Annotated in this window: 17 protein-coding genes and 1 riboswitch; of the genes, 13 read left to right on the top strand and 4 right to left on the bottom strand. The window is 67.6% G+C overall.

Translation table 11 applies throughout. The annotated features are described in order from the left end of the window. Positions 1-20: 20 nt before the first annotated feature. Positions 21-117: riboswitch (TPP riboswitch) on the top strand. The 3 genes from LRX77_RS01075 to LRX77_RS01065 all read left to right on the top strand — a co-directional run bounded on the left by LRX77_RS01075 (position 110) and on the right by LRX77_RS01065 (position 2,901). Further along, the gene (locus LRX77_RS01075; protein WP_231830978.1) at positions 110-904 is read left to right on the top strand and encodes an ABC transporter ATP-binding protein; all 795 of its coding nucleotides are present in this window, start codon (positions 110-112) and stop codon (positions 902-904) included. Its footprint overlaps the riboswitch before it by 8 nt. Then, positions 901-1,677: an ABC transporter permease gene (locus tag LRX77_RS01070; protein WP_231830977.1), complete on the top strand. Its 777-nt coding sequence runs from the start codon at positions 901-903 to the stop codon at positions 1,675-1,677. The genes LRX77_RS01075 and LRX77_RS01070 overlap by 4 nt, the downstream gene beginning before the upstream one ends. Positions 1,678-1,842: 165 nt before the next feature. Next, the gene (locus tag LRX77_RS01065) at positions 1,843-2,901 is read left to right on the top strand and encodes an ABC transporter substrate-binding protein (protein ID WP_231830976.1); all 1,059 of its coding nucleotides are present in this window, start codon (positions 1,843-1,845) and stop codon (positions 2,899-2,901) included. 75 nt (positions 2,902-2,976) lie between these two features. Here LRX77_RS01065 and gdhA read toward each other — a convergent pair whose 3' ends face one another. Further along, entirely contained in the window at positions 2,977-4,338 is a 1,362-nt protein-coding gene (gdhA, locus tag LRX77_RS01060) for an NADP-specific glutamate dehydrogenase (RefSeq protein WP_231830975.1), read from the bottom strand. Positions 4,339-4,499: 161 nt separating this feature from the next. After that, positions 4,500-6,356 carry a dihydroxy-acid dehydratase gene (gene ilvD, locus LRX77_RS01055; protein WP_231830974.1) on the bottom strand — a complete coding sequence of 619 codons (1,857 nt, stop codon included), beginning with the start codon at positions 6,354-6,356 and terminating at the stop codon, positions 4,500-4,502. A gap of 215 nt (positions 6,357-6,571) precedes the next feature. On the opposite strand from ilvD, the gene LRX77_RS01050 reads away from it, so the two are divergent. The 5 genes from LRX77_RS01050 to LRX77_RS01030 all read left to right on the top strand — a co-directional run bounded on the left by LRX77_RS01050 (position 6,572) and on the right by LRX77_RS01030 (position 12,840). After that, complete coding sequence (locus LRX77_RS01050) at positions 6,572-7,345, top strand: LiaF transmembrane domain-containing protein (protein WP_231830973.1); 774 nt, start codon at positions 6,572-6,574, stop codon at positions 7,343-7,345. A gap of 50 nt (positions 7,346-7,395) precedes the next feature. After that, complete coding sequence (locus LRX77_RS01045) at positions 7,396-8,475, top strand: alpha/beta hydrolase (RefSeq protein ID WP_231830972.1); 1,080 nt, start codon at positions 7,396-7,398, stop codon at positions 8,473-8,475. An 86-nt stretch (positions 8,476-8,561) separates the two neighbouring features. After that, on the top strand, positions 8,562-9,314 hold the full coding sequence (locus LRX77_RS01040; RefSeq protein WP_231830971.1) for a TIGR00645 family protein: 753 nt from the start codon (positions 8,562-8,564) through the stop codon (positions 9,312-9,314). Then, positions 9,314-11,101, top strand: coding sequence for an ATP-binding cassette domain-containing protein (locus LRX77_RS01035; RefSeq protein WP_231830970.1), 1,788 nt, complete (start codon positions 9,314-9,316; stop codon positions 11,099-11,101). The genes LRX77_RS01040 and LRX77_RS01035 overlap by 1 nt, the downstream gene beginning before the upstream one ends. Further along, positions 11,098-12,840 carry an amino acid ABC transporter ATP-binding/permease protein gene (locus LRX77_RS01030; RefSeq protein WP_231830969.1) on the top strand — a complete coding sequence of 581 codons (1,743 nt, stop codon included), beginning with the start codon at positions 11,098-11,100 and terminating at the stop codon, positions 12,838-12,840. The genes LRX77_RS01035 and LRX77_RS01030 overlap by 4 nt, the downstream gene beginning before the upstream one ends. 17 nt (positions 12,841-12,857) lie before the next feature. Here LRX77_RS01030 and LRX77_RS01025 read toward each other — a convergent pair whose 3' ends face one another. Next, positions 12,858-13,529, bottom strand: coding sequence for a metal-dependent transcriptional regulator (locus LRX77_RS01025; RefSeq protein ID WP_231830967.1), 672 nt, complete (start codon positions 13,527-13,529; stop codon positions 12,858-12,860). 79 nt (positions 13,530-13,608) lie between these two features. Between LRX77_RS01025 and LRX77_RS01020 the strand changes: the two genes are divergently transcribed. The 5 genes from LRX77_RS01020 (at position 13,609) to LRX77_RS01000 (ending at position 20,115) form a co-directional block, all read left to right on the top strand. Further along, positions 13,609-15,294, top strand: coding sequence for an AMP-binding protein (locus LRX77_RS01020; protein WP_231830966.1), 1,686 nt, complete (start codon positions 13,609-13,611; stop codon positions 15,292-15,294). After that, positions 15,291-16,022, top strand: coding sequence for a polyprenol monophosphomannose synthase (locus LRX77_RS01015; RefSeq protein ID WP_231830964.1), 732 nt, complete (start codon positions 15,291-15,293; stop codon positions 16,020-16,022). Before LRX77_RS01020 ends, LRX77_RS01015 begins: the two co-directional genes overlap by 4 nt. A gap of 106 nt (positions 16,023-16,128) precedes the next feature. Then, the gene (locus tag LRX77_RS01010) at positions 16,129-16,680 is read left to right on the top strand and encodes a YceI family protein (RefSeq protein WP_231830963.1); all 552 of its coding nucleotides are present in this window, start codon (positions 16,129-16,131) and stop codon (positions 16,678-16,680) included. 235 nt (positions 16,681-16,915) lie between these two features. Continuing rightward, on the top strand, positions 16,916-19,006 hold the full coding sequence (gene pta / locus LRX77_RS01005) for a phosphate acetyltransferase (protein ID WP_231830962.1): 2,091 nt from the start codon (positions 16,916-16,918) through the stop codon (positions 19,004-19,006). Further along, positions 19,003-20,115, top strand: a complete 1,113-nt coding sequence (locus tag LRX77_RS01000; protein WP_231830961.1) for an acetate/propionate family kinase — start codon at positions 19,003-19,005, stop codon at positions 20,113-20,115. The genes pta and LRX77_RS01000 overlap by 4 nt, the downstream gene beginning before the upstream one ends. Here the strand turns inward: LRX77_RS01000 and LRX77_RS00995 are convergent. Further along, positions 20,048-20,773 carry a GntR family transcriptional regulator gene (locus tag LRX77_RS00995; protein ID WP_231830960.1) on the bottom strand — a complete coding sequence of 242 codons (726 nt, stop codon included), beginning with the start codon at positions 20,771-20,773 and terminating at the stop codon, positions 20,048-20,050. The genes LRX77_RS01000 and LRX77_RS00995 overlap by 68 nt on opposite strands. Positions 20,774-20,861: the final 88 nt, after the last annotated feature.

Here is a 20,861-nt window from a genome sequence, read left to right as displayed (position 1 = left end):
TCGGGGTCTGCTACGCTTTCGACGAAGACACGGGGTGCTCCGAGACCTGGAGCTGAGATGAGACCCGCTGAACCTGATCTCGTTCACACGAGCGGAGGGATGTCACACGATGGAATCGACGCGCGTCGAATCCGAAGCCGCGATCGTCGTCAGCGACGCGGTCTACACACCTGAAGGCGCACCGGCGCCGGTGCTCGACCGGCTGCACGTCAGCATCCGCACCGGCGAGCACGTCGCCATGATCGGGCGTTCGGGCTGCGGCAAGACCACGGCCCTGTCGCTGATCGCCGGGCTGCTCTCGGCCGATTCCGGCACGGTGCGCGTGCTCGGCCACACCGTCGCGGCCGAACGGGTGCGCAGCTGCGCGCTCATGCCGCAGGGCGACTCCCTGCTGCCGTGGCTCTCTCTGATCGACAATGTCGCGATGCCCCTGCGCAACCGCGGCGTCGCCAAGGCCGAGGCTCGCGAGCAGGTTCGCCCGCTGGTCGAGCAGTGGGGGCTCGACTCGGTCGCGCGCCGTCGGCCGCACGAGCTCAGCGGTGGCATGCGGCAGCGCGCCGCTCTGCTGCGGGCCCTCGCTGCCGACAAACCCGTGCTGCTCGCGGACGAGCCGCTGGGCGCCCTCGACGCGATCACCCGCGCCGACGGCCAGGCCTGGCTGCGCGAGCGGCTGCGCGACCGAGAGACCACGCTCGTGCTGGTCACACACGATGTGGACGAGGCACTGCTGCTGGCCGATCGAGTGGTCGTGCTGGCCGGACGGCCGGCGAACGTCACCTACGAGAGTCGTGGCTGGTTCGGCGATCGTCGCTCGCGCACCGAGCTGCTCGCCGACGTCGAACTGGCCGCCGCGCGAACCGGCCTGCTCACCGCACTGGCCGCACAGGGGGCGATGCGACGATGAGCACACCTGGCGAACAGAGTCGTCTGCGCCGAACGCTGCCGCCGACCGTCGCGATCCTGGTCGTGGTGGCCGTGTGGTGGGCCGTGACCGCCTGGTTCGGGGTGCCCAAGTACCTGATTCCGGCTCCGCAAGACGTCATCGTGGCGCTCGGCCGCTACTGGGGTACGCTCTGGTCGGCGACCGTCGTGACCGGCAGCGAGACCCTGCTCGGCCTGCTCGCCGGCGTCATCGCAGCGGCGATCATCTCGGTGACGGTGTATGCCGTGAAGCCGCTGCGCAGCGCGCTTGAACCCCTGCTGATCGGCACGCAGACCGTGCCGGTCATGGTCTTCGCGCCGATTCTCACAATCGCGCTCGGCTACGGCATCGCATCGAAGATCGTGATCGTCGCACTGCTCTGCTTCTTCCCGGTCACGGTCAGCCTGCTGGCCGGTCTGCAGGGCGTCGACCCACGGCTGATCGACACGATGCGCACGCTGTGGGCCAGCCCGGGCGGGCTCTTCTGGCGCGTGCGGATGCCGTTCGCACTGCCGCAGGGCTTCGCCGGGCTCCGCATCTCGGTGACGTTCGCCCCCGTGGCCGCGGTCTTCGGCGAGTACGCCGGCTCGAGCAACGGTCTGGGCTATCACCTCATCCAGGCGATCCCCAGACTGCGCACCGACTTCGTCTTCGCCGAGGTCGTGCTGCTCACCGCCATGACGGCCGCTTTGTACCTGTTGACACTGCTCGCCGAACGCCTGGTGTGCGGCTGGCAGCGCGACCGCCTGCGCTGAGCCTCGGTCGCCCGTCATCGCGGCGACGACGCACGCCGATCGATCGGCAGACCGAACCAGTCTGCAGTGCGCACAGCATCCAGACGGCCCACACCACCAGCACCAGCACCAGCAGACCACCCAGACCAGCAGAACCGATCTCACAGAGAAGACGAAGGAGAGACAATGACCATCTCGCAGACCACGCGCCCGAGGCAGACGCATCCCGGCATCCGCCGATCGATGACCATGGGGCTCGTCGCAGGAGCCGCCGCATTCAGCCTGGCGCTGAGCGGATGCTCGAGCCAGCAGCAGGATTCAGCAGCCTCGGGCAGCCTCGACCCGGTGAGCGTGCTGCTCGACTGGACGCCGAATCCCGACCATGTGTCGCTCTACACGGCACAGCACACCGGTGCGTATGAGCAGGCCGGAGTGAAGGTCGACTTCACCACGCCGAGCGGCACGGCAGACGCCGCCAAGATGGTGAGCCTCGGTCAGACCGATCTCGCGATCTCGTACGAGCCCGACACGCTGATCGCAGAGGGGGAGGGGCTCGACGTCATCTCGGTGGGCGCACTCGTTCCGACCAGTCTCAACTCGGTGATGACCTGGGAGGGCTCGGGCATCAACGGACCCCAGGATCTCGCCGGCAAGACGGTCGGCACCTCGGGGCTCGCCTCGCAGGAGACGACGATGAACTTCATCGCCAAGAAGCACGGCGTCGACCCTTCGACGATCACGTACGTGAACCTGTCGCAGGGGCTGAACCAGCCGCTGATCGATCATCAGGTCGACGCGACCATCGGCGCGTACCCGAACATCGAGGGCGTCGAGCTCGCCGAGCACGGCAGCTTCCCGTCGTGGTCGAACACAGAGCTCGGACTGCCCGACTACGACGAACTCGTCGTGATCGCCCAGCGTTCGCGTCTGCAGAGCGACTCGGCCTACGCCGAGCGCGTGCGCAAGTTCCTGGCAGGCACGGCCAAGGGCCAAGAGGCGGCCGAGGCGAGCACCGACACCGCTGTCGAGGCGTTGACCGAGCCGACCGACGGCGCCTACGAGCCCGACGTGCTGCGCCAGATGATCGAGCGCACGGTGCCGCTGCTGAAGAACGACGGCGGCTTCGGCCACCAGCCCGAAGACGACTGGGCGGCCTACGCCGCATGGATGCACGAGAACGGCTTGCTCGAGCAGGAGTACGACGGCCGTCAGGGGCTCACGAACGACTATCTGCCCGGCAGGTGATCGACCGACGGCAGCGAGCAGGGCTGCGGCGACATCGCACCAGGAGTGCTGATGTCGCCGCAGCCCTGCTCTGTCTCAGATGACGCCCTGGGCGATCATGGCGTCGGCGACCAGCTGAAAGCCGTGGATGTTCGCACCGCGAACGTAGTCGCCCGGGTGGCCGTACTCTTCGGCGGTGCGGCGCACCGAGCGGTGCAGACGGGTCATGATCTGCTCGAGACGCTGCTCGGTGTACTCGAACGTCCACGAGTCGCGTGAGGCGTTCTGCTGCATCTCGAGTGCCGAGGTGGCGACTCCGCCGGCGTTGGCCGCCTTGCCCGGGCCGAAGAGCACGCCGGCCTTCTGGAACCTGCGCACGGCGTCAGGTGTGCAGGGCATGTTCGCGCCCTCGGCCACCGCCCGCACACCGTTTCGCACCAGAGTCTCGGCGTTCTCGGCGTTGAGCTCGTTCTGGGTGGCGCAGGGGAGCGCCACATCGATGCCGTCGACGTCTGCGATGTCCCACACAGAACCGCTGTTGCGGTACTCGGCACGGCCGCCGCGGCGATCGACGTAGTCGCGGACTCGGCCGCGCTCGACCTCTTTGATCTCGCGCAGCAGTTCGAAGTCGATGCCGTCGGGGTCGTAGACGGCGCCCTGCGAGTCAGATGCGCCGACGACCGTGCCGCCGAGCTGCTGCACCTTCTGAATGGCGTAGAGCGCGACGTTGCCCGAACCCGAGACGATGACCTTGGCACCGTCGAAGCCCGCGTGGCGAGTCTCGAGCATCTCCCGGGCGAAGATGACCGCTCCGTAGCCGGTGGCCTCGGTGCGGGCGCGTGAACCGCCCCATCCGATGCCCTTGCCGGTGATGACGCCCGACTCGAACTTGTTGCGCAGCCGCTTGTACTGACCGAAGAGGTAGCCGATCTCTCGGGCGCCGACACCGATGTCGCCGGCCGGCACGTCGACGTATTCGCCGATGTAGCGCTGCAGCTCGGTCATGAACGACTGGCAGAAGCGCATGACCTCACGGTCGCTCTTGCCCTTCGGATCGAAGTCGGAGCCGCCCTTGCCGCCGCCGATGGGCAGACCGGTGAGCGCGTTCTTGAAGATCTGCTCGAAGCCGAGGAACTTCACCGTGCCGAGCAGCACGCTGGGGTGGAAGCGCAGACCGCCCTTGTACGGGCCGAGCGCACTGTTGAACTGCACACGGAACCCCCGGTTGATGTGCACGTGGTTGCGATCGTCAGTCCACGGAACGCGAAAGATGATCTGGCGCTCGGGCTCGCACACGCGTTCGAGAATCGCCGACTCGGCGTATTCCGGGTGGCGCTCGATCACCGGCTCCAGCGACTCGAACACCTCGTGCACGGCCTGGTGGAACTCGCGTTCGCCAGGATTACGGGTGAGCACGGCCTGGTACACCGAATCGATGAACTCAGCTGCTTTCGACATTCACGAACCTCTCTGCGGGGCTGCCCGGCGGCCAGAAGGCGGGCGCACCGGGGACGCACACGGCAGAGTGCGCATCCTGGTCAGTCTACAAAAGACGATGCGGGCCAGACGATGAAATCTCCATCATCCGACCCGCATCGTGAGCGCGGCTGTCCGAGCGATCAGTAGATCGCGTCGATCTTCGCCTTGTCGCGAACGGCTCCTTTGTCGGCAGAGGTGGCCAGAGCCCCATAGACCTTCAGCGCGGTCGAGATCTCTCGCTTACGATCCTTCGGGTGGTAGCCGTTGCCTTCTTCAAGCGCCGCACGACGGTCGGCGAGCACCTCATCTGACACGTTCAGCTCGATCTTGCGATTCGGGATGTCGATGGTGATCGTGTCGCCGCTCTCGACGAGCGCGATCAGACCGCCGGATGCCGCCTCTGGCGAGACGTGACCGATCGACAGACCCGAGGTGCCGCCTGAGAAACGCCCGTCGGTGATCAGAGCGCACTTCTTGCCGAGACCGCGGCCTTTCAGGAACGAGGTCGGGTACAGCATCTCCTGCATGCCCGGGCCGCCCTTGGGCCCCTCGTAGCGCACGACGACGACGTCGCCCGCCGTGACCTGCTTGTTCAGGATGACGTTCACCGCGTCTTCCTGCGACTCGACCACGACGGCCGGACCGCTGAACTTCAGAATGGACTCGTCGACACCGGCGGTCTTCACCACGCAGCCGTCCTCGGCCAGGTTGCCGTAGAGCACGGCCAGGCCGCCGTCTTTCGAATAGGCGTGGGCGATGTCGTGGATGCAGCCGTTCTCGGCGTCGAGGTCGAGGGTCTCCCAGCGTTCGGACTGCGAGAACGCCTTAGCGCTGCGCTGGCAGCCCGGAGCCGCATGGAACAGTTCGAAGGCCTCATCGGTCGCCTTGCCGCCGCGCAGATCCCAGTCTTCCAAGTAGGAGTCGAGCGTCGCGTGGTGCACCGAGTGCACGTTCTCGTTGAGCAGACCGCCGCGGTGCAGTTCGCCGAGGATGGCGGGAATCCCGCCTGCGCGGTGCACGTCTTCGACGAGATAGCTGCCGTTCGGCGCCACCTTGCAGAGGCAGGGCACATGGTGCGACAGCTCGTTGATGTCGCGCATCGTGTACTCGACGCCGGCCTCCTGCGCCGCGGCGAGCAGGTGCAGAATCGTGTTCGTCGAGCCGCCCATCGCGATGTCCATGGCCATCGCGTTCTGGAACGCCTCACGAGTCGCGATCGAGCGGGGCAGCACGCTGTCGTCGTCTTCGTCGTAGAACCGGTGGCACAGCTCGACCGCGAGCGATCCGGCGTTCTCGAAGAGCGCGCGGCGTGCGGTGTGGGTGGCGAGCGTGGTGCCGTTGCCGGGCAGCGACAGGCCGAGCGCCTCGGTCAGGCAGTTCATCGAGTTGGCGGTGAACATGCCCGAGCACGAGCCGCAGGTGGGGCAGGCGCTGGCTTCGAGGCGCAGCAGGTTCTCGTCGGACAGATTCGGGTCGGCCGTGCCCGACATCACCGAGATGAGCTCGACGCGCTTCTTCACGGTGCCGTCGACGAGTACCGCGGTGCCGCCCTCCATGGGCCCGCCCGACACGAAGACGGCCGGGATGTTGAGCCGCAGTGCGGCCAGCAGCATGCCGGGGGTGATCTTGTCGCAGTTCGAGATGCAGACCAGCGCGTCGGCCTGGTGGGCGTTGACCATGTACTCGACCGAGTCGGCGATCAGGTCGCGGCTGGGCAGCGAGTAGAGCATGCCCGAGTGGCCCATGGCGATGCCGTCGTCGACCGCAATGGTGTTGAACTCGCGGGGAATGCCGCCGGCAGCGGTGATCGCCTCTGAGACGACGCGCCCGACGGGGGCGAGGTGGGTGTGCCCGGGAACGAACTCGGTGAAGCTGTTCGCGACTGCGATGATCGGCTTGCCGAAATCTGATCCGTCGACGCCGGCGGCGCGCAGAAGAGCGCGTGCGCCGGCCATGTTTCTGCCGTGTGTGACGGTGCGTGAGCGAAGATTGGCCATCACTCCACACTACTCGGCCTCTCGGCTCACGTCATGTGAGGTCGGCCTGTATTGCACGGACTCGGTTTGGAGCCTTCCTGCGGTGGGCTGGCGAATCGACGCAGCCGAGTCGTATTCTGCGGATGCGATGCGGGCCCTGTCGTCCACCGGCTGATCTGCGGTGCGCGAGACCGACTCGAAGCCAGACGAGTGGCCGCGGTGAGTAGAGTCGAGGCATGAGAACAGTGAGCTCCCGTATCATCGCCGGCCTCGTCATCGTTGGTGTGGGGCTCGTGCTGCTCGCCAACGTGGTGATTCCCGACTTCCAGATGGGCAGCGTCTTCCGCCTCATCATCGGCATCGCCGTGATCGCTCTGGGCGTGTCGACGCTGCTGTCTTCGTGGTCGAATCTGTGGTGGGCGCTGGCACTGCTGGTGGTCGGGGTCGCACTCATCCTCGACAACTTCGGCCTGCTGCCGTTCAGCCCATGGGCGCTCATCGCCCCGGCCGCCGTCATCGCACTGGGGCTCAGCGTGCTCACGCGACGCCGACCGAAGGCTGCACCGAGCGCCGCCTCGGCCCAAGGGCACGCCTCCTGTTCCGGCGTGGCTGGGTCGGCAGCAGACGCCGGCCGATTCGGTGCTCCCAGCGGCGACGCAGCCCTCGATCAGAACGTGACGGCGGTGCTGGGCGGCTCTGAGGTGCGCAGCACGGCGCACGGATTCCGCAGCGCATCGATGACCGCTGTGCTGGGCTCGTCGACCCTTGACCTGACTCGTGCCGTGCTGGCACCGGAGGTGCGCATCGACGTGCTGGCATTCATGGGTGGGCTCGAGATCCGTATTCCTGATGGCGCCCGGGTGCGGGTCGAGGCGACGGCGCTGCTCGGCGGTGTCGAAGACCGGTCGGTCTTCTCCGTCTCGGCTGCCGATCCGTCGGTCGCCGCGACGGCGCCGGTCGTCGTCATCGGCGGTCAGGTGATGCTGGGCAGTCTCGAGATCCGCAACTGATGCGCGTCGAGCGCAGACGGCCTGCGCACCACACGCCTTCGCGAGACGCTTTGAGCGACTCAGCAGTCAGACCGACTCCGCTGCGCAGCCTCGTGACGCTCCTCGGCATGCTGACAGCCGTGCTGCTCTCGCTCGTGCTCGTGATGGCGCTGAGCTTCGTGACCACCCCGATTCCCGGGGCGCTGCTGATTCGCTCATCGTTCAACGCCGGCGGTGTGCAGGGCAACGAGGCTCTGGCCCCCTTCGTGCCGACCGGGGTCACGCGCGACGCCGATCTCGCCTACACGTCGAGCGGTCGCCCAGACGAACGACTCGACGTGTACCGACGCGCCGACGCGACGGCACCGGCCAGCACGATCATCTGGGTGCACGGCGGCGGGTGGGTCGGTGGTGACAAGTCGCAGGGCGAGAACTATTCGCGCATCCTCGCTGCGAGCGGGGCGACGGTGGTGCAGATCAACTACACGCTCTCGCCCGAGGCTCGCTTTCCGACTGCGGTGCAGCAGTTGGACGCCGCGACGACGTATCTGCTCGACCACGCCGATGATCTCGGCATCGCGACCGACCGACTCTTCTACGCAGGCGACTCCGCCGGCTCGCAGGTCGTGAGCACGTATCTCGCTGCTGTGGCAAGCCCCGACCAAGCCTCGCGGCTCGCTGTGCGGCCCCGGGTGCATGAGGGCGAGATCAAGGGTGCAGTGCTCTTCTGCGGTGCGTACGACGTGACCGCCGTACGAGCGAGCGGGCAGTTCGCCTCGTTCCTCAACACGGTGATGTGGGCCTACAGCGGCGTGCGCGACTGGCAGAGCGCTGAGGTTCTTCGTCAAGGGTCTCCCATCGACTCGGTGACCGCAGGCTTTCCGGCGGCGTTCGTCAGCGCTGGCAACGGCGACCCGCTGGAGTCGCAGTCGCGGGCGTTCGCCGCGCGTCTGCAGCAACTCGGTGTTCCTGTGGTCACGCAGTTCTACGACGAAGACCATGAACCGGCGCTGCCGCACGAGTATCAGGTGCTCTTCTCGAAGTATCACGAGGCGATCTCGGCCACACGAGCGGCAGTGCAGTTCGTGAGCGACCACGGCGGTTCCGACGTCGACGCCGATCGGGTGCCGGTGCTCGCCGCTGCACGATGAAGAGGCTGCCAGTAACATGAGTGCGTCACCCCAGCGTCGCCAACAGCGTCGTCGGGCAGCACTCGCACCCACACGTCAGGAGCTCGATGTCACCCTCTGATCACCACCCGCGACGTCAATTCATCGTTGGCCGTCAGTCGCAGAACTCGCAGACCTCCAATGTCCTCGGCTACCTGATCTTCGCCAGTCGTTGGCTCCAGGCTCCGCTCTACATCGGGCTCATCATCGCACAGCTGATCTACGTGATCGTGTTCTGGGTCGACCTGGGCCATCTGGTCACAGACGTTCTCACCGACTGGGGAAAACTCGATGAGACCACCATCATGCTGGCCGTGCTGGGGCTCATCGATGTGGTCATGATCGCGAACCTGCTGATCATGGTCATCATCGGCGGGTACGAGACTTTCGTCTCGAAGATAAACGCCGATGGGCACCCGGACGAACCCGATTGGCTGTCGCACGTGAACGCGACCATCCTCAAGGTCAAATTGGCCATCTCGATCATCACCATCTCGTCGATCCATCTGCTGAAGACGTTCATCGAGGTCGGTGACCTCGGCTCCGACCAGGCTCACAACGTGACCGGGGAGACCTATACGGCCACCGGTGTGATGTGGCAGGTGCTCATCCACCTCACGTTCATCCTCTCTGCGGTGGCTCTCGCCTGGATCGAGCGCATCCAGCGCCCGACCGATCATCAAGCCGAGGCCGATGCCGAGGCGGCCGACCTGCCCTCGCATCCGTCTGCGCCCGATGCAGCCCATCCCGCAGAGCCCGCTTCCACCGCCGTCGCATCGCGGGCGGCAGCGGCAGCTCTCGGGAAGCCGCGTGAGCGCTGATGCCAGAGAGTCGCTCTGCGGCTGCCCGGCAGCGGCGCACAGCGACCGACGGGTCGACGCCGCCGAACCGCTCCGGGCACGGACGCCCCGCGGCGGGCTCCGCCGGCGCCGCCCGGTCGGTCCTGCCCGTCGACGCGGCGCTCAGCCGGCTCTCGTCTGCGGGGCTCGCGCTCTCGGTGCTGCGCACTGCGCTACTCGCGATCGGCGTGGTCGCCGTGGGTCGAACTTTCGCCGGGGCGTTCGGCCCCGCGGGAGCGGCGTCCGCGGTGACGCCGCTCGTCGTGGTGACGGTCGTCTTCGTCGGTGTCGTGGTCGTGCAGTGGCTCGGCGAGTGCGCACAGGATGCCGCGGAGCGCCGGCTGCAGATCTCCGTGCGCGAGCGGCTCTTCACCCGGCTGGAAGGGTCGGGCCGGGCCGATGACCGGCTGCCCGCCGAGGGAGACTTCGCCGATCTCGCCACCGCCGACGCCGCGAAGTACGCGACCTATCGGGCCGAGTTCCACGGCAGCATCCTCGCCGCTCTGCTCGCGCCCGTCGTCGTGCTCGTCGTCATCGCCGTCGCGGTCGATCCCGTTCTGGCCGGATGCCTCGCGGCCCTGGTCGTTCTGGTCACGTCGGCAGTGGGGGCGTTTCAGCGACTCACCCGGCGTTCGATGGGCGGCTGGCGACGGCGGGAGGCGTCGCTCGCCGTGACGTTTCTGCAGGGCCTCCAGGGGCTGCGCACACTCGCGCTCTTCGGCGCGGGCGACCGCTATCTGCAGCGCCTGGCTCGCAGCGCCGAGCAGCAGCGCGCAGAGGTCATGCGTCTGCTGGCGGTGAACCAGCTGCTCATTCTCGTGCTCGACGGGCTCTTCTACGCGGGGGTGCTCGCCGGCTCGGCACTGCTGGCCGTGTGGCGCCTGCGTGCCGGTAACATCGATGTGACCGAGGGGGCGGTCGTGGTGCTGCTCGCGGTCGTGATGAGCACCCCGCTCGATGTGGTCGGCAAGTTCTTCTACCTGCGTGCACAGGGTCAGCGGGCCGAGAACCGGCTGGCCCGCGTGATCGGCTCGGCCGGTGCACAGCCCCGCCCCGCGACACGAGATGCACCCGGCCTTCCGGCTGACGACGCGCTGCTGCGCCTTGCCGACGCCGGTCTCGTCACCCCAGACGGGCGCAGGCTCGCACAGGGGCTCCGGCTCGACATCCGTCGTGGCGACCGCTGGGCGGTCACCGGCCGCAGCGGCGCCGGCAAATCGACACTGCTCGGGGTGCTCGCCGGCCGCCGCGACCCCGGCTCTGGCCGGATCGAGCGCGCCCCCGGGCTGCGCATCGTCGAAGTGGTGCAGAACCCGGTCATCCTCTCTGGCACGGTTCGCGAGAATCTGGCCCTCGGGCTGGGGCGCCTGCCGGATGTCAGCGGCTCTGACAGCGTCGCTCCGGCGGATGCCGCAGACGACACCGCCTGCTGGCGTGCGCTCGAGCTGGCCGGTCTGAGCGAGACGGTGCGGGAACGATCCGCCGGCTTGGACTCGACGCTGGGAGAGCGCGGCGCTGGGCTCTCCGGCGGCCAGCGCCAGCGACTCGCCGTGGCACGCGCGCTCATGCAACCGGTCGACGTGCTGCTGCTCGACGAACCGACCAGTGGGCTCGATCGTCAGACCGGCCGACGGCTGGTGGAGACCCTCGCCGATCTGCCCGACCAGATCGCCGTCGTCTGCGTCACACACGATCCGCAGGCGTTCGCCCGGCGCATGCGCACGCTGCGACTCGCCACAGACGGCATGCATGATGTGGAGGCACGATGACCAACGCGACGCACCCCAGCACTGCTGCCACGCTGCGCGAGCTGCTGCCCATGACGAAGGGGTTTCGCGGCAGCCTGAGCGGGTCGCTCGCGCTGCGCCTGATCTCACAGGCCACCGGCATCGCAGCCGTGGTCGCCGGTGTGCTGCTCGTCACGGCGAGTGCCCGCGACGACGTCTCAGCCTGGACGGTGGCTCTCGCACTCATCGGCCTGGCTCTGGTCAAAGGGCTCGCCCGCTACGGCGAGCAGTACCTCGGTCATCGCGTCGCCTTCATCCTGTTGGCACACCTGCGCGTGCGCTTCTTCGGCAGCCTGCTGCCACAGGCGCCGGCGGTGTCGGCTCGCAGCGCCAGCGGCGAGCTGCTCTCTCGGGCCAGCCGGGACATCGATCGGCTCGAGGTGTTCTTCGCACACACCATCGTTCCGGCAGTGAGCGCCGTGGTGATCAGCGTCGCGGTGGCGGTCGCTCAGTGGCTGGTCGCCGGGTGGATGCCGGCGGTCGTGCTGATCGTCGGTCTCGCGCTGGCCTTCGGCTGCGCCGGGCTCGGTCTGCGCGGCGAGGCCCAGATGGCATCCGACGCAGCCCGACTCGACGGCGAGAGCGCTCAGTTCGCGGCCGAGACGATGCACGCGCTGCTTGATCTGCGCGGTCTGGACGCCCTCGCTCGTCGCGGGCTGGGGTGGCGCGAGCTCAATCGCGCGCACACCGATACCATGTGCGCCGAGCAGCGACTCGGGCGCTTGCGTCGAACGCTGATGACGCTGGCCTGGCTGCTGACCGTGGCCGCGACGCTGCTCGTCGTGGTGACCGCAGGCCCGGCGACCGGTGCGCTCATCGAGGATCCGCTCAGCGCGGCCCTCGCCGCTGCCGCACTGGCGTTCACCGCATTTGCCGCACCCGAGTCGGTCGTCGGCTTCGTCAACGACTGGCGCGCCGTGCAGACGGCGACGCTTCGCGTGCAGACGACGATGACGAGCCCACCCGAGGTGGAGTTCCCGGCAGAGTCGTCTGCTGAGCAGTCGCCAGCGACCGGCGCGGCCCATGGGGGAGCTGCGGTCGTGATCGGCCCGCTGGAGTACCAGCATGATGCCGCACGGGGCGGCCGCGGTTCCCGGGTGCGCGTTCCCGAACCGATCAGCGTCGAGGCCGGCGCGCATGTGCTCGTCGAGGGCTCGAGCGGCAGCGGCAAGTCGACGCTGGTCGACCTGATCGCCCGCGTGCACGACCCGGATTCCGGCTCGGTGCAGATCGCGGGTCAGGATCTGCGGTCGCTGAGCCGTGCCGACCTGGTGCGCACCGTCGCCGTGGTCGACCAGGCGACCTTCCTCTTCGACGCCAGCATCGCCGAGAATCTGCGCATTGCGCGACCCGACGCAGGCGACGACGACCTGCGACGGGTGTGCGCGACCGTCGGACTCGGCGAGTTCGTCGAGGGGCTGCGCCAGGGCATCCGCACGCCGCTCGGGCGCGGCCACGGACGCATCGCTCTGTCGGGAGGCCAAGCCCAGCGGCTGGGGCTCGCTCGCGCGCTGCTGGCGCAGACCCCGGTGCTGCTCGCCGACGAGGTCACCTCACAGCTCGACGCCGGCACTGCCGACGACATTCGCCGCGTCGTGCTCGACCCGACGTCGGGGCGCACCGTGATCTGGGTCTCGCATCGCGACGACGCGTGGAACGGCCCGGTCATCACGGTTGGCGAGACGGGAGACGTTCGGCTGTCCGCGGCGAGCCGGCGCTGAGGGCCGCCTGGGCGCCGCTACTCGGTGACCAGGATGTTGCCGGCCGCTGGCAGGCCGAGATCGAGCGGCTGACCGTTCATCACCAGGCGGATCGTGCCTGCGGCGGGAATGCGCTCCCGCACGGTGATCGTGCTGTCGAGGGTGAGTCCGATGTCTGTGAGGTAGCGCAGCAGCTCCGGGTTCTCGTCTGAGACTCGTCGCACGTGCACGGTGTGTCCCTCGGGCACCTCGCTGAGCGGGTGGGCGTCGAGCGTCGGGATGCTGCCGTCGGCACGCGGTATCGGATCGCCGTGCGGGTCGCGGGTGGGAAAGTTCAGGCGGGCGTCGAGTCGTTCGATCATGCGCGGACTCACCGCGTGCTCCAACACCTCGGCCTCTTCGTGCACTTCATCCCAGTCATAGCCCAGATACGACACCAAGAAGGTCTCGAGGATGCGATGGCTGCGCACCAGGCTCACCGCTGCGGACTCGCCCACCGGAGTGAGCGTGATGTTGCCGTAGCGCTCGTGCACGACGTAGCCCTGGTCGGTGAGCCGACGGACGCCCTCTGAGACGGTCGATCGAGTGAGCCCCATGCGCTCGGCGAGCTGGCCGGTGGTTATGGGATCACCCGACCATTCGGCGAACTGCCAGATCTCTTTCAGATAGTCCTGGTTCGTCTGGGAGAGAGTGGCACGGGGGTCTGACATGGTTTCGATTGTACGTGCCGATCATCTGGCACAGCCGCCGCTCCCTCCGACGAACCTCCTGGTGGGGCATAATTGACCCGTGACTGAGCAGCAGAGGCAAGACGACATTCCGAGACCATGGCTCGACCTGTATCCCGATGACGTGCCCAGCGAGATCGGCCCGCTCGAGCCCCGGTCGATCGTCGATCTCGCCGATCAGACCTGCGCGCGATTCGGCGATCGCAAAGCGTTCACGAACATGGGTCAGACGCTCACGTTCGCCGAGGTCAAGCGGCTCTCAGACGACTTCGCCGCGTATCTGCAGGTGTCGCTCGGGCTGCGGCCCGGCGACCGCATCGTGCTGCAGATGCCCAATCTGCTGCAGTACCCGGTCGCGCTCTTCGGCGCCATCAAGGCCGGGCTGATCGTGGTGAACGCGAACCCGCTCTACACCGCACCCGAGACCAAGGCGGTCATTCTGCAGTCTCGAGCGCGCACCATCGTCGTGCTCGAGATGTTCGCCGACAAGATCGCCGACATCCTGCCCGACACGACACTGCAGAACGTCATCATCACTCGGCCGGCCGACCTCTGGCACAGCCCGGCCAGGCGGCTGCTGACGAACGCCGGCATGCGGCTGAAGGGCATGGTGCCCAAGTATCGACTGCCGGGCGCCATCGACTTTCGAGACGCGATCGCGCACGGGGCCGACCTGTGCCTGCAGCCGGTGCCCGCCGAACTCGACGACGTCGTCCTGCTGCAGTTCACCGGGGGCACGACCGGCACGCCGAAGGGGGCCATGCTCACGCACCGCAATCTGCTGGCAGACTCTCAGGCCATGCGGCACTGGATGCGGGTGATCCTCGACGAGGGAGCCGAGAACGTGCTCGCCGCACTGCCGCTCTACCATGTGTTCTGCATGACGGTGAACTGCCTCTGCTTCTTCGCCTACGGTCTGCACAACGTGCTCGTGACCAACCCTCGAGAGATCGCGCCGCTCACGAAGACGATCGTCCGGGAGCGCACCTCGGTGATCATCCTGGTGTCGACCCTCGCTCAGGCGCTGCTCGACCATCCACGATTCGCGAAGGCCGACTTCGACTTTCTGAAGCTCACGGTGGCGGGCGGCATGGCCCTGCGCGAGTCCACGGCGAACGAATGGCAGACCGTGACCCGGCGGCCCATGCTCGAGGGCTACGGGCTCACCGAGGCATCGCCAGTCGTCAGCGTGAACCCGACGTGGCGGCCGCCGGTCATCGGCACCGTGGGCATTCCGCTGCCGTCGACCGAGATCAAAGTGCTCGACGCCCAAGGCCGCGTCGCCGACTTCGAAGAGCCCGGCGACCTGTACGTGCGCGGGCCGCAGGTGATGAAAGGATACTGGGAGCGCCCGGACGAGACCGCCGAGGTGCTCGACGCCGACGGGTGGCTGGCCACCGGTGACGTCGCCGTGCTGCACCCCGACGGCTATTTCTCGATCGTCGACCGCAAGAAGGACATGATCTCGGTCTCAGGGTTCAACGTCTATCCGAACGAGGTCGAGACGGTGCTGAGCGATCACCCGCGGATCAAGACCGCCGGCGTCATCGGTGTGCCCGACGAGCACTCCGGCGAGGTCGTCAAGGCGTTCATCGTGCCGGCCGACCCAGACCTCACCGAAGACGAGGTGCGGCAGTACGCCCGCCGGTACCTCACCGGCTACAAGCGTCCGCGCTACATCGAGTTCCGTGACGAGCTGCCCATGTCGAACGTCGGCAAGGTCATCCGTCGCGAGCTGCGCGATTGAACGCGTCAGCGGGGGAGACCCTCGTCGTCATCCCCACCTACAACGAACGCGAGTCGCTGCCAGGCGTGCTCGAACGGCTGTTCGGCGCCCTCCCCGAGGTATCCGTCCTCGTGGTCGACGACGGATCCCCTGACGGCACCGGCCGTCTCGCCGACCAGCTGCGCGATCAGCATCCGTCACTGGCCGTGCTGCACCGCCGGCAGAAGCAGGGCCTCGGACCCGCCTATGCGGCGGGCTTCGCCTGGGGCGACGCCCACGGCTTTCGCTATCTGGTCGAGATGGACGCCGACGGCTCCCACCTGCCCGAGCAGCTGCCGAACCTGCTCGCCGCCGGCGGCGAAGGACGCCTCGTGCTCGGATCGCGATGGGTGCGCGGGGGGACGATCGTGAACTGGCCCTGGTATCGCAGTGCGCTCTCCCACGCCGCCAGCTCGTACTCGCGTCTGATGCTGGGGCTGAGACAGCGTGACGTCACCTCGGGGTTCCGCGTGATCCCCGTCACCGCTCTGCGCCCGCTGCGCCTCGAAGAGACGGCGAGCCACGGGTACTGCTTTCAGATCGATGTGCTGCGTCGCGCCGTGACCGCCGGTCTCGACGTGGTCGAGGTGCCGATCACCTTCGTCGAACGAGAGACCGGCCATTCCAAGATGGATCTCTCGATCATCGTCGAGGCCGTGCTGCGGGTGACCGTGTGGGGGCTGCAGCGGATGCTGCCCGGGCGGCGCTGAGAATTTCCGGTTCCACTTGCGCCGATGCATCCATGTGGATACTGTTGTAGATACAACCACTGATGTGCGGACGAAGGCCCGGCATCCCAATGAAGGAGCAGAGATCATGACCGATTCCGCAATCGCAGGCTTCACGACAGGCACGTGGCAGATCGACTCCAGCCACAGCAGTATCAGCTTCAGCGTGCGCCACCTCGTCACGAAGTTCCGCGGCAGCTTCACCGAGTTCGCAGCGACCCTCACCACGGGCGAGAACGAGCTCGACTCCAGCGTGACTGCCGAGATCCAGGCCGCCAGCATCTCGACCGGCAACCCCGATCGTGACGGCCACCTGCGCACGCCCGACTTCTTCGACGCCGAGAACCACCCCGAGCTCACGTTCCGCTCGACCGCGGTCACGCGCAGCGGCGATGACCTGGTCGTCACCGGCGATCTGACGCTGCGCGGCGTGACGCAGAGCGTCGACTTCTCGGTCGAGATCGGCGGCATCGCAACCAGCCCCTACGGTCAGACCGTTCTGGGGCTCGAGGCCAACACGACGATCCAGCGCGAGCAGTTCGGGCTCGAATGGAACAGCACGCTCGAGGCCGGCGGCGTGCTGCTGGGCAGCGACGTGAAGATCCACATCGAGGCTGAGTTCGTGCTCGACCAGCAGTGACCGAGCGGTGCCGGGCGCGCTGATCCGGCCACAGACGGGGCGACGGCCACGAGAGATCCACTGCGATCCTCGTGGCCGTCGTCGTCTCTGACGACTCGTCCGGATGCGGCGCATGCCGCTCGGTGTCACGAAGAGTTCACCGAATGGTCTCCCACCACTCGACTCGGCTCTCGGGGGTGTTTCACGTGTGCGATATTGTGAGAGGGCATCGACGCCCCGAACAGATGGAGATCTCATGCCCGACGGACTGCTCATCACCGGCGTAGGAGAGACCTCCGGCAAGTCGCTGGTCACCATCGGGCTGCTGCGGCAGGCTGCGGCCCGTTACGCACGCATCGGGTTTCTGCGACCGATCACCTCAGCCGACACGCCGACCGAGTCTCGCATCGTGCAGCTCGCCGAGCAGCTGCTTCCCGAAGGCGCTCTGACCGCGGCATCGGTCATGACTGCCGCGCACGCAGAAGAGCTGGTGGCAGACGACCGCGCCGACGACCTGATCGCCGAGTGCCTCGGCGCCTATGAGCGCCTCGCCGCCGAGGTCGACTTCGTGATCATCGAAGGCACCAATGCCGTCACCGTTCCGGTTCACGGCGAGCCCGACGTGAACGTCGCCCTCGCCCGGCATCTCGACGTGCCGCTGCTCGCCGTGGTCGACGGCTCTGACCGCAGCGCTGCACGCGTGGCCGCCGCGGTCTCCCTGACACGTCAGCGCCTGCGCCAGGCTCGATCCACGCTGATGTGCATCGTGGTCAACCGGGTCTCGCCAGAGGTCATCGACGAGGCACGCACGCTGATTCCCTCAGGATCGCTCGGACGCCCCGTCTACCTGCTGCCGTATGTCGAGAGTCTCTCCTGGCCGAGCGTCGAAGAGACCGCAGAGGCCATCGAGGCGCTGCGCATCGGCGCCGAGGGCGACGCAGACCACCTGGTGCGTCGCATCACCGTGGCGGCGATGGAGGCCGAGCATGCGCTCTCGGTGATCGGGTCGGGTGCGCTCGTGGTCGTTCCCGGCGACCGCGTCGAGCTGATCGATGCGGTGCTTCAGGCCGCCCTCGCCCCAGAGGCCGTCATCATCAGCGGTGACTTCGACATCTCCGAGCGTCTGCAGAGCGTCATCGACATCGCCAGCATCCCGGTCTACCAGAAGCGGGCTGACACCTTTGCGGTCGCGCAGGCCGCCAGTCAGGTGCGCGGCGAGATCGGCGCCGGCAACCCGACTCGCACACGCCAGGCGCTGAAGACGTGGGACGAGCACGCTGACGGGGCAGAGATCCTCTCCCGCTTCGAGCTGTCGCTGCGCGAGGTCACCACGCCAGAGCGCTTCGCCTACGAGCTCGCCCGCCGAGCTCGTGCGGCGCACGCCCGCATCGTCCTTCCAGAAGGAGGCGACCCGCGCATCCTCACGGCCGCCGCCGAGATCGCGAAACAGGGCCTCGTCGACCTCATTCTGCTGGGCGACCCCGACGAGGTGTCGAAGCTCGCGCGTCTGCACGGGGTGCGCCTCGACGGCGTCGAGATCATCGACATCGAGCAGTCACCTCTGCTCGATGAATTCGCGCAGACCTACCAGCAGCTGCGCGCGCACAAGGGTGTGACGCTCGAACAGGCCGCGCGACAGGTTCGTGACCCCAGTTTCTTCGGAACGCTTCTGGTGCACTCCGGCCGAGCCGACGGTATGGTCTCGGGTGCGGTGCACACGACCGCCGACACGATTCGTCCCGCCTTCCAGATCATCAAGACGCGGCCCGGCGCCACAGAGGTCTCGTCGGTGTTCCTGATGTGTCTGCCCGACCGCGTGCTGGTCTACGGAGACTGCGCCGTGATCCCGAACCCGACACCGCAGGAGCTCGCCGGCATCGCCGTCGCCAGTGCGCAGACCGCAGCGGCCTTCGGCATCGAGCCGCGCGTGGCGATGCTCTCGTACTCGACCGGCACCTCGGGCCGCGGATCATCGGTCGACGCCGTGCGCGAGGCGACCGAGCTCGCCCGCGCCGCGGCACCCGATCTGCCGATCGAGGGGCCGATCCAGTATGACGCGGCCAGCAATCTGAAGATCGCAGCCGGCAAGCTGCCCGACTCACCGGTCGCCGGGCGCGCGACGGTCTTTGTCTTCCCAGACCTGAACACGGGCAACAACACTTACAAGGCCGTGCAGCAGTCGAGCGGTGCGATCGCCATCGGGCCGGTGCTGCAGGGGCTGCGCAGGCCGGTCAACGACCTGTCGCGGGGCTGTACGGTCGACGATGTCGTCAACACCATCCTGGTGACGGCAGTGCAGGCGGGCGCCACGAAGCCCGCCGCGACTCAAGAGGAGGACAACGCATGAGCATGCTGCTGGTGAACGCGGGCTCGTCGAGCCTGAAGCTGAGCGTCGCCGACCAGGACGAAGTCGTCTACAACCGAACGGTTGCGACGCCGCCGGCCGAGATCACCGACGACGCGTGGGCCGAGCTCATCGCCGACTTCTCGTCGGTCAGCGGCGACATCGAGGTCGTGGTGCATCGCGTGGTGCACGGCGGGCGACTCTTCGGTGAGGCCGCGATCGTCGACGACAAGGTGATGGCCGGCATCGAAGAGCTCACCGATCTGGCGCCGCTGCACCAGCCGCCTTCGGTGGCGACGCTGGAGCGCCTGCGCGCGCTGCTGCCAGAGGCGACGCAGATCGCCTGCTTCGACACCGCATTCCACGCCAGAATGCCCGCCGAGGCCTACACCTATGCGATTCCTCGTGAATGGCGTGAGGGCCTCGGCGTGCGTCGGTTCGGCTTCCACGGTCTCGCACACGAGTACAACGTGCGCGAAGCGGCACGCCTCCTCGGTCGCGATCTCTCCGAGCTGCATATCGTCAGCGCACATCTCGGTTCCGGCGCCTCGCTGACGGCGGTGCGCGACGGTCACAGCGTGGACACGACGATGGGCTTCACCCCGCTCGAGGGGCTGGTCATGTCGACTCGTTCGGGCACGATCGACCCGGCGGTCTCGGCATGGCTCGTGGCCAACACAGGTCTCAGCGTGCGCGAGGTCATCTCGCGGCTTGAGCGCCAGTCGGGACTGCTCGGCCTCGCCGGCGACACGCACATGGGCAACATCGTCAAGCGTGCACACGCCGCGGAGCCCTCGGCGCAGCTGGCGCTGGCCGTCTGGGCGCATCGTGCCGCGGGCATGATCGGCCAGATGACGATCGCGGCGGGCGGTCTCGACGCCCTGGTGTTCAGCGGTGGCATCGGTGAGAACTCACCAGCTGCTCGCGCGCTCGTGCTCGAACGACTGCGACCGCTGGGCGTGCGTTTCGACGAGCGCCTCAATCAGCGCAACGAGATGAACAGCCAGATTCAGACCGAGGGGTCGTCGGCCGCGATCATCCTCGTCAGGACTCGCGAGGACGTGACGATGATCCGGCAGGCCGAGGCCCTCCTGTGGCAGCGCGATCACTGAGCGCCTGCTGGGCGTAGCGCAGGTAGGCCTCGGTGTTGCGCTCTCGATGGGCGCGGATGAACGCCTCGACCTCATCGGGGGAGTTCTTCTTCTCGAGCATCTGCAACAGGTGCTCGTGCTCTTCGACCAGGCCGTCGACACGCCCGGGCAGCAGACCGAAGACAGCGCCCTTCACGGCGGCGGCCTTCGCCCACCCCTCGTTGAGCGTCTGCATCAGGTACCGGTTGGGGCAGTCGCGGTAGAGCACGCGGTGGAAGAGCGTGCTGAACCGGTTGGCCTCGGCGAACCGCGATGCCTTGAGCGCCTCGATCAGGTGCCGATTGTAGAAGCGGGCCTCGTCGATGGTCTGCTGGCGGATGTGCGGCACGGTCTGGGCGACGGCCGCGCCTTCGAGCACCGAGAGCGTCGACATCATGTGCCGGTATTCCTGCGGGCGGAAGTCGGTGACCTGCGCGCCCACGTTGTGAGCGAATGTGACCAGACCCTCTGATTCGAGCAGACGGATGGCCTCGCGAACCGGAACGGGCGACATCTTGAGCTCGCGAGCCAGCTGCGAGATGACCAGGCGCTGGCCCGCCTGCAGTCTGCCTGCGGCGATCGATCGCTTGATGGCGTCGCGTGCCTGCAACGCCTTGCTGTTCGTCTGCTGCTCGGTCATCGTGTTCTCCCTCAGGATCCCGCGTCGGGGCAGTCGCCGATGACCGCCGTGATCATAATAGGACAGTCCCGGCGAAATGCCGGAGGGC

This window comes from Pseudoclavibacter sp. 13-3, assembly GCF_021168475.1.
Lineage (GTDB): Bacteria > Actinomycetota > Actinomycetes > Actinomycetales > Microbacteriaceae > Pseudoclavibacter_A.
The sequence above is the reverse complement of the archived record's forward strand: the minus strand, read 5'-3'. Positions and strand labels throughout refer to the sequence as shown.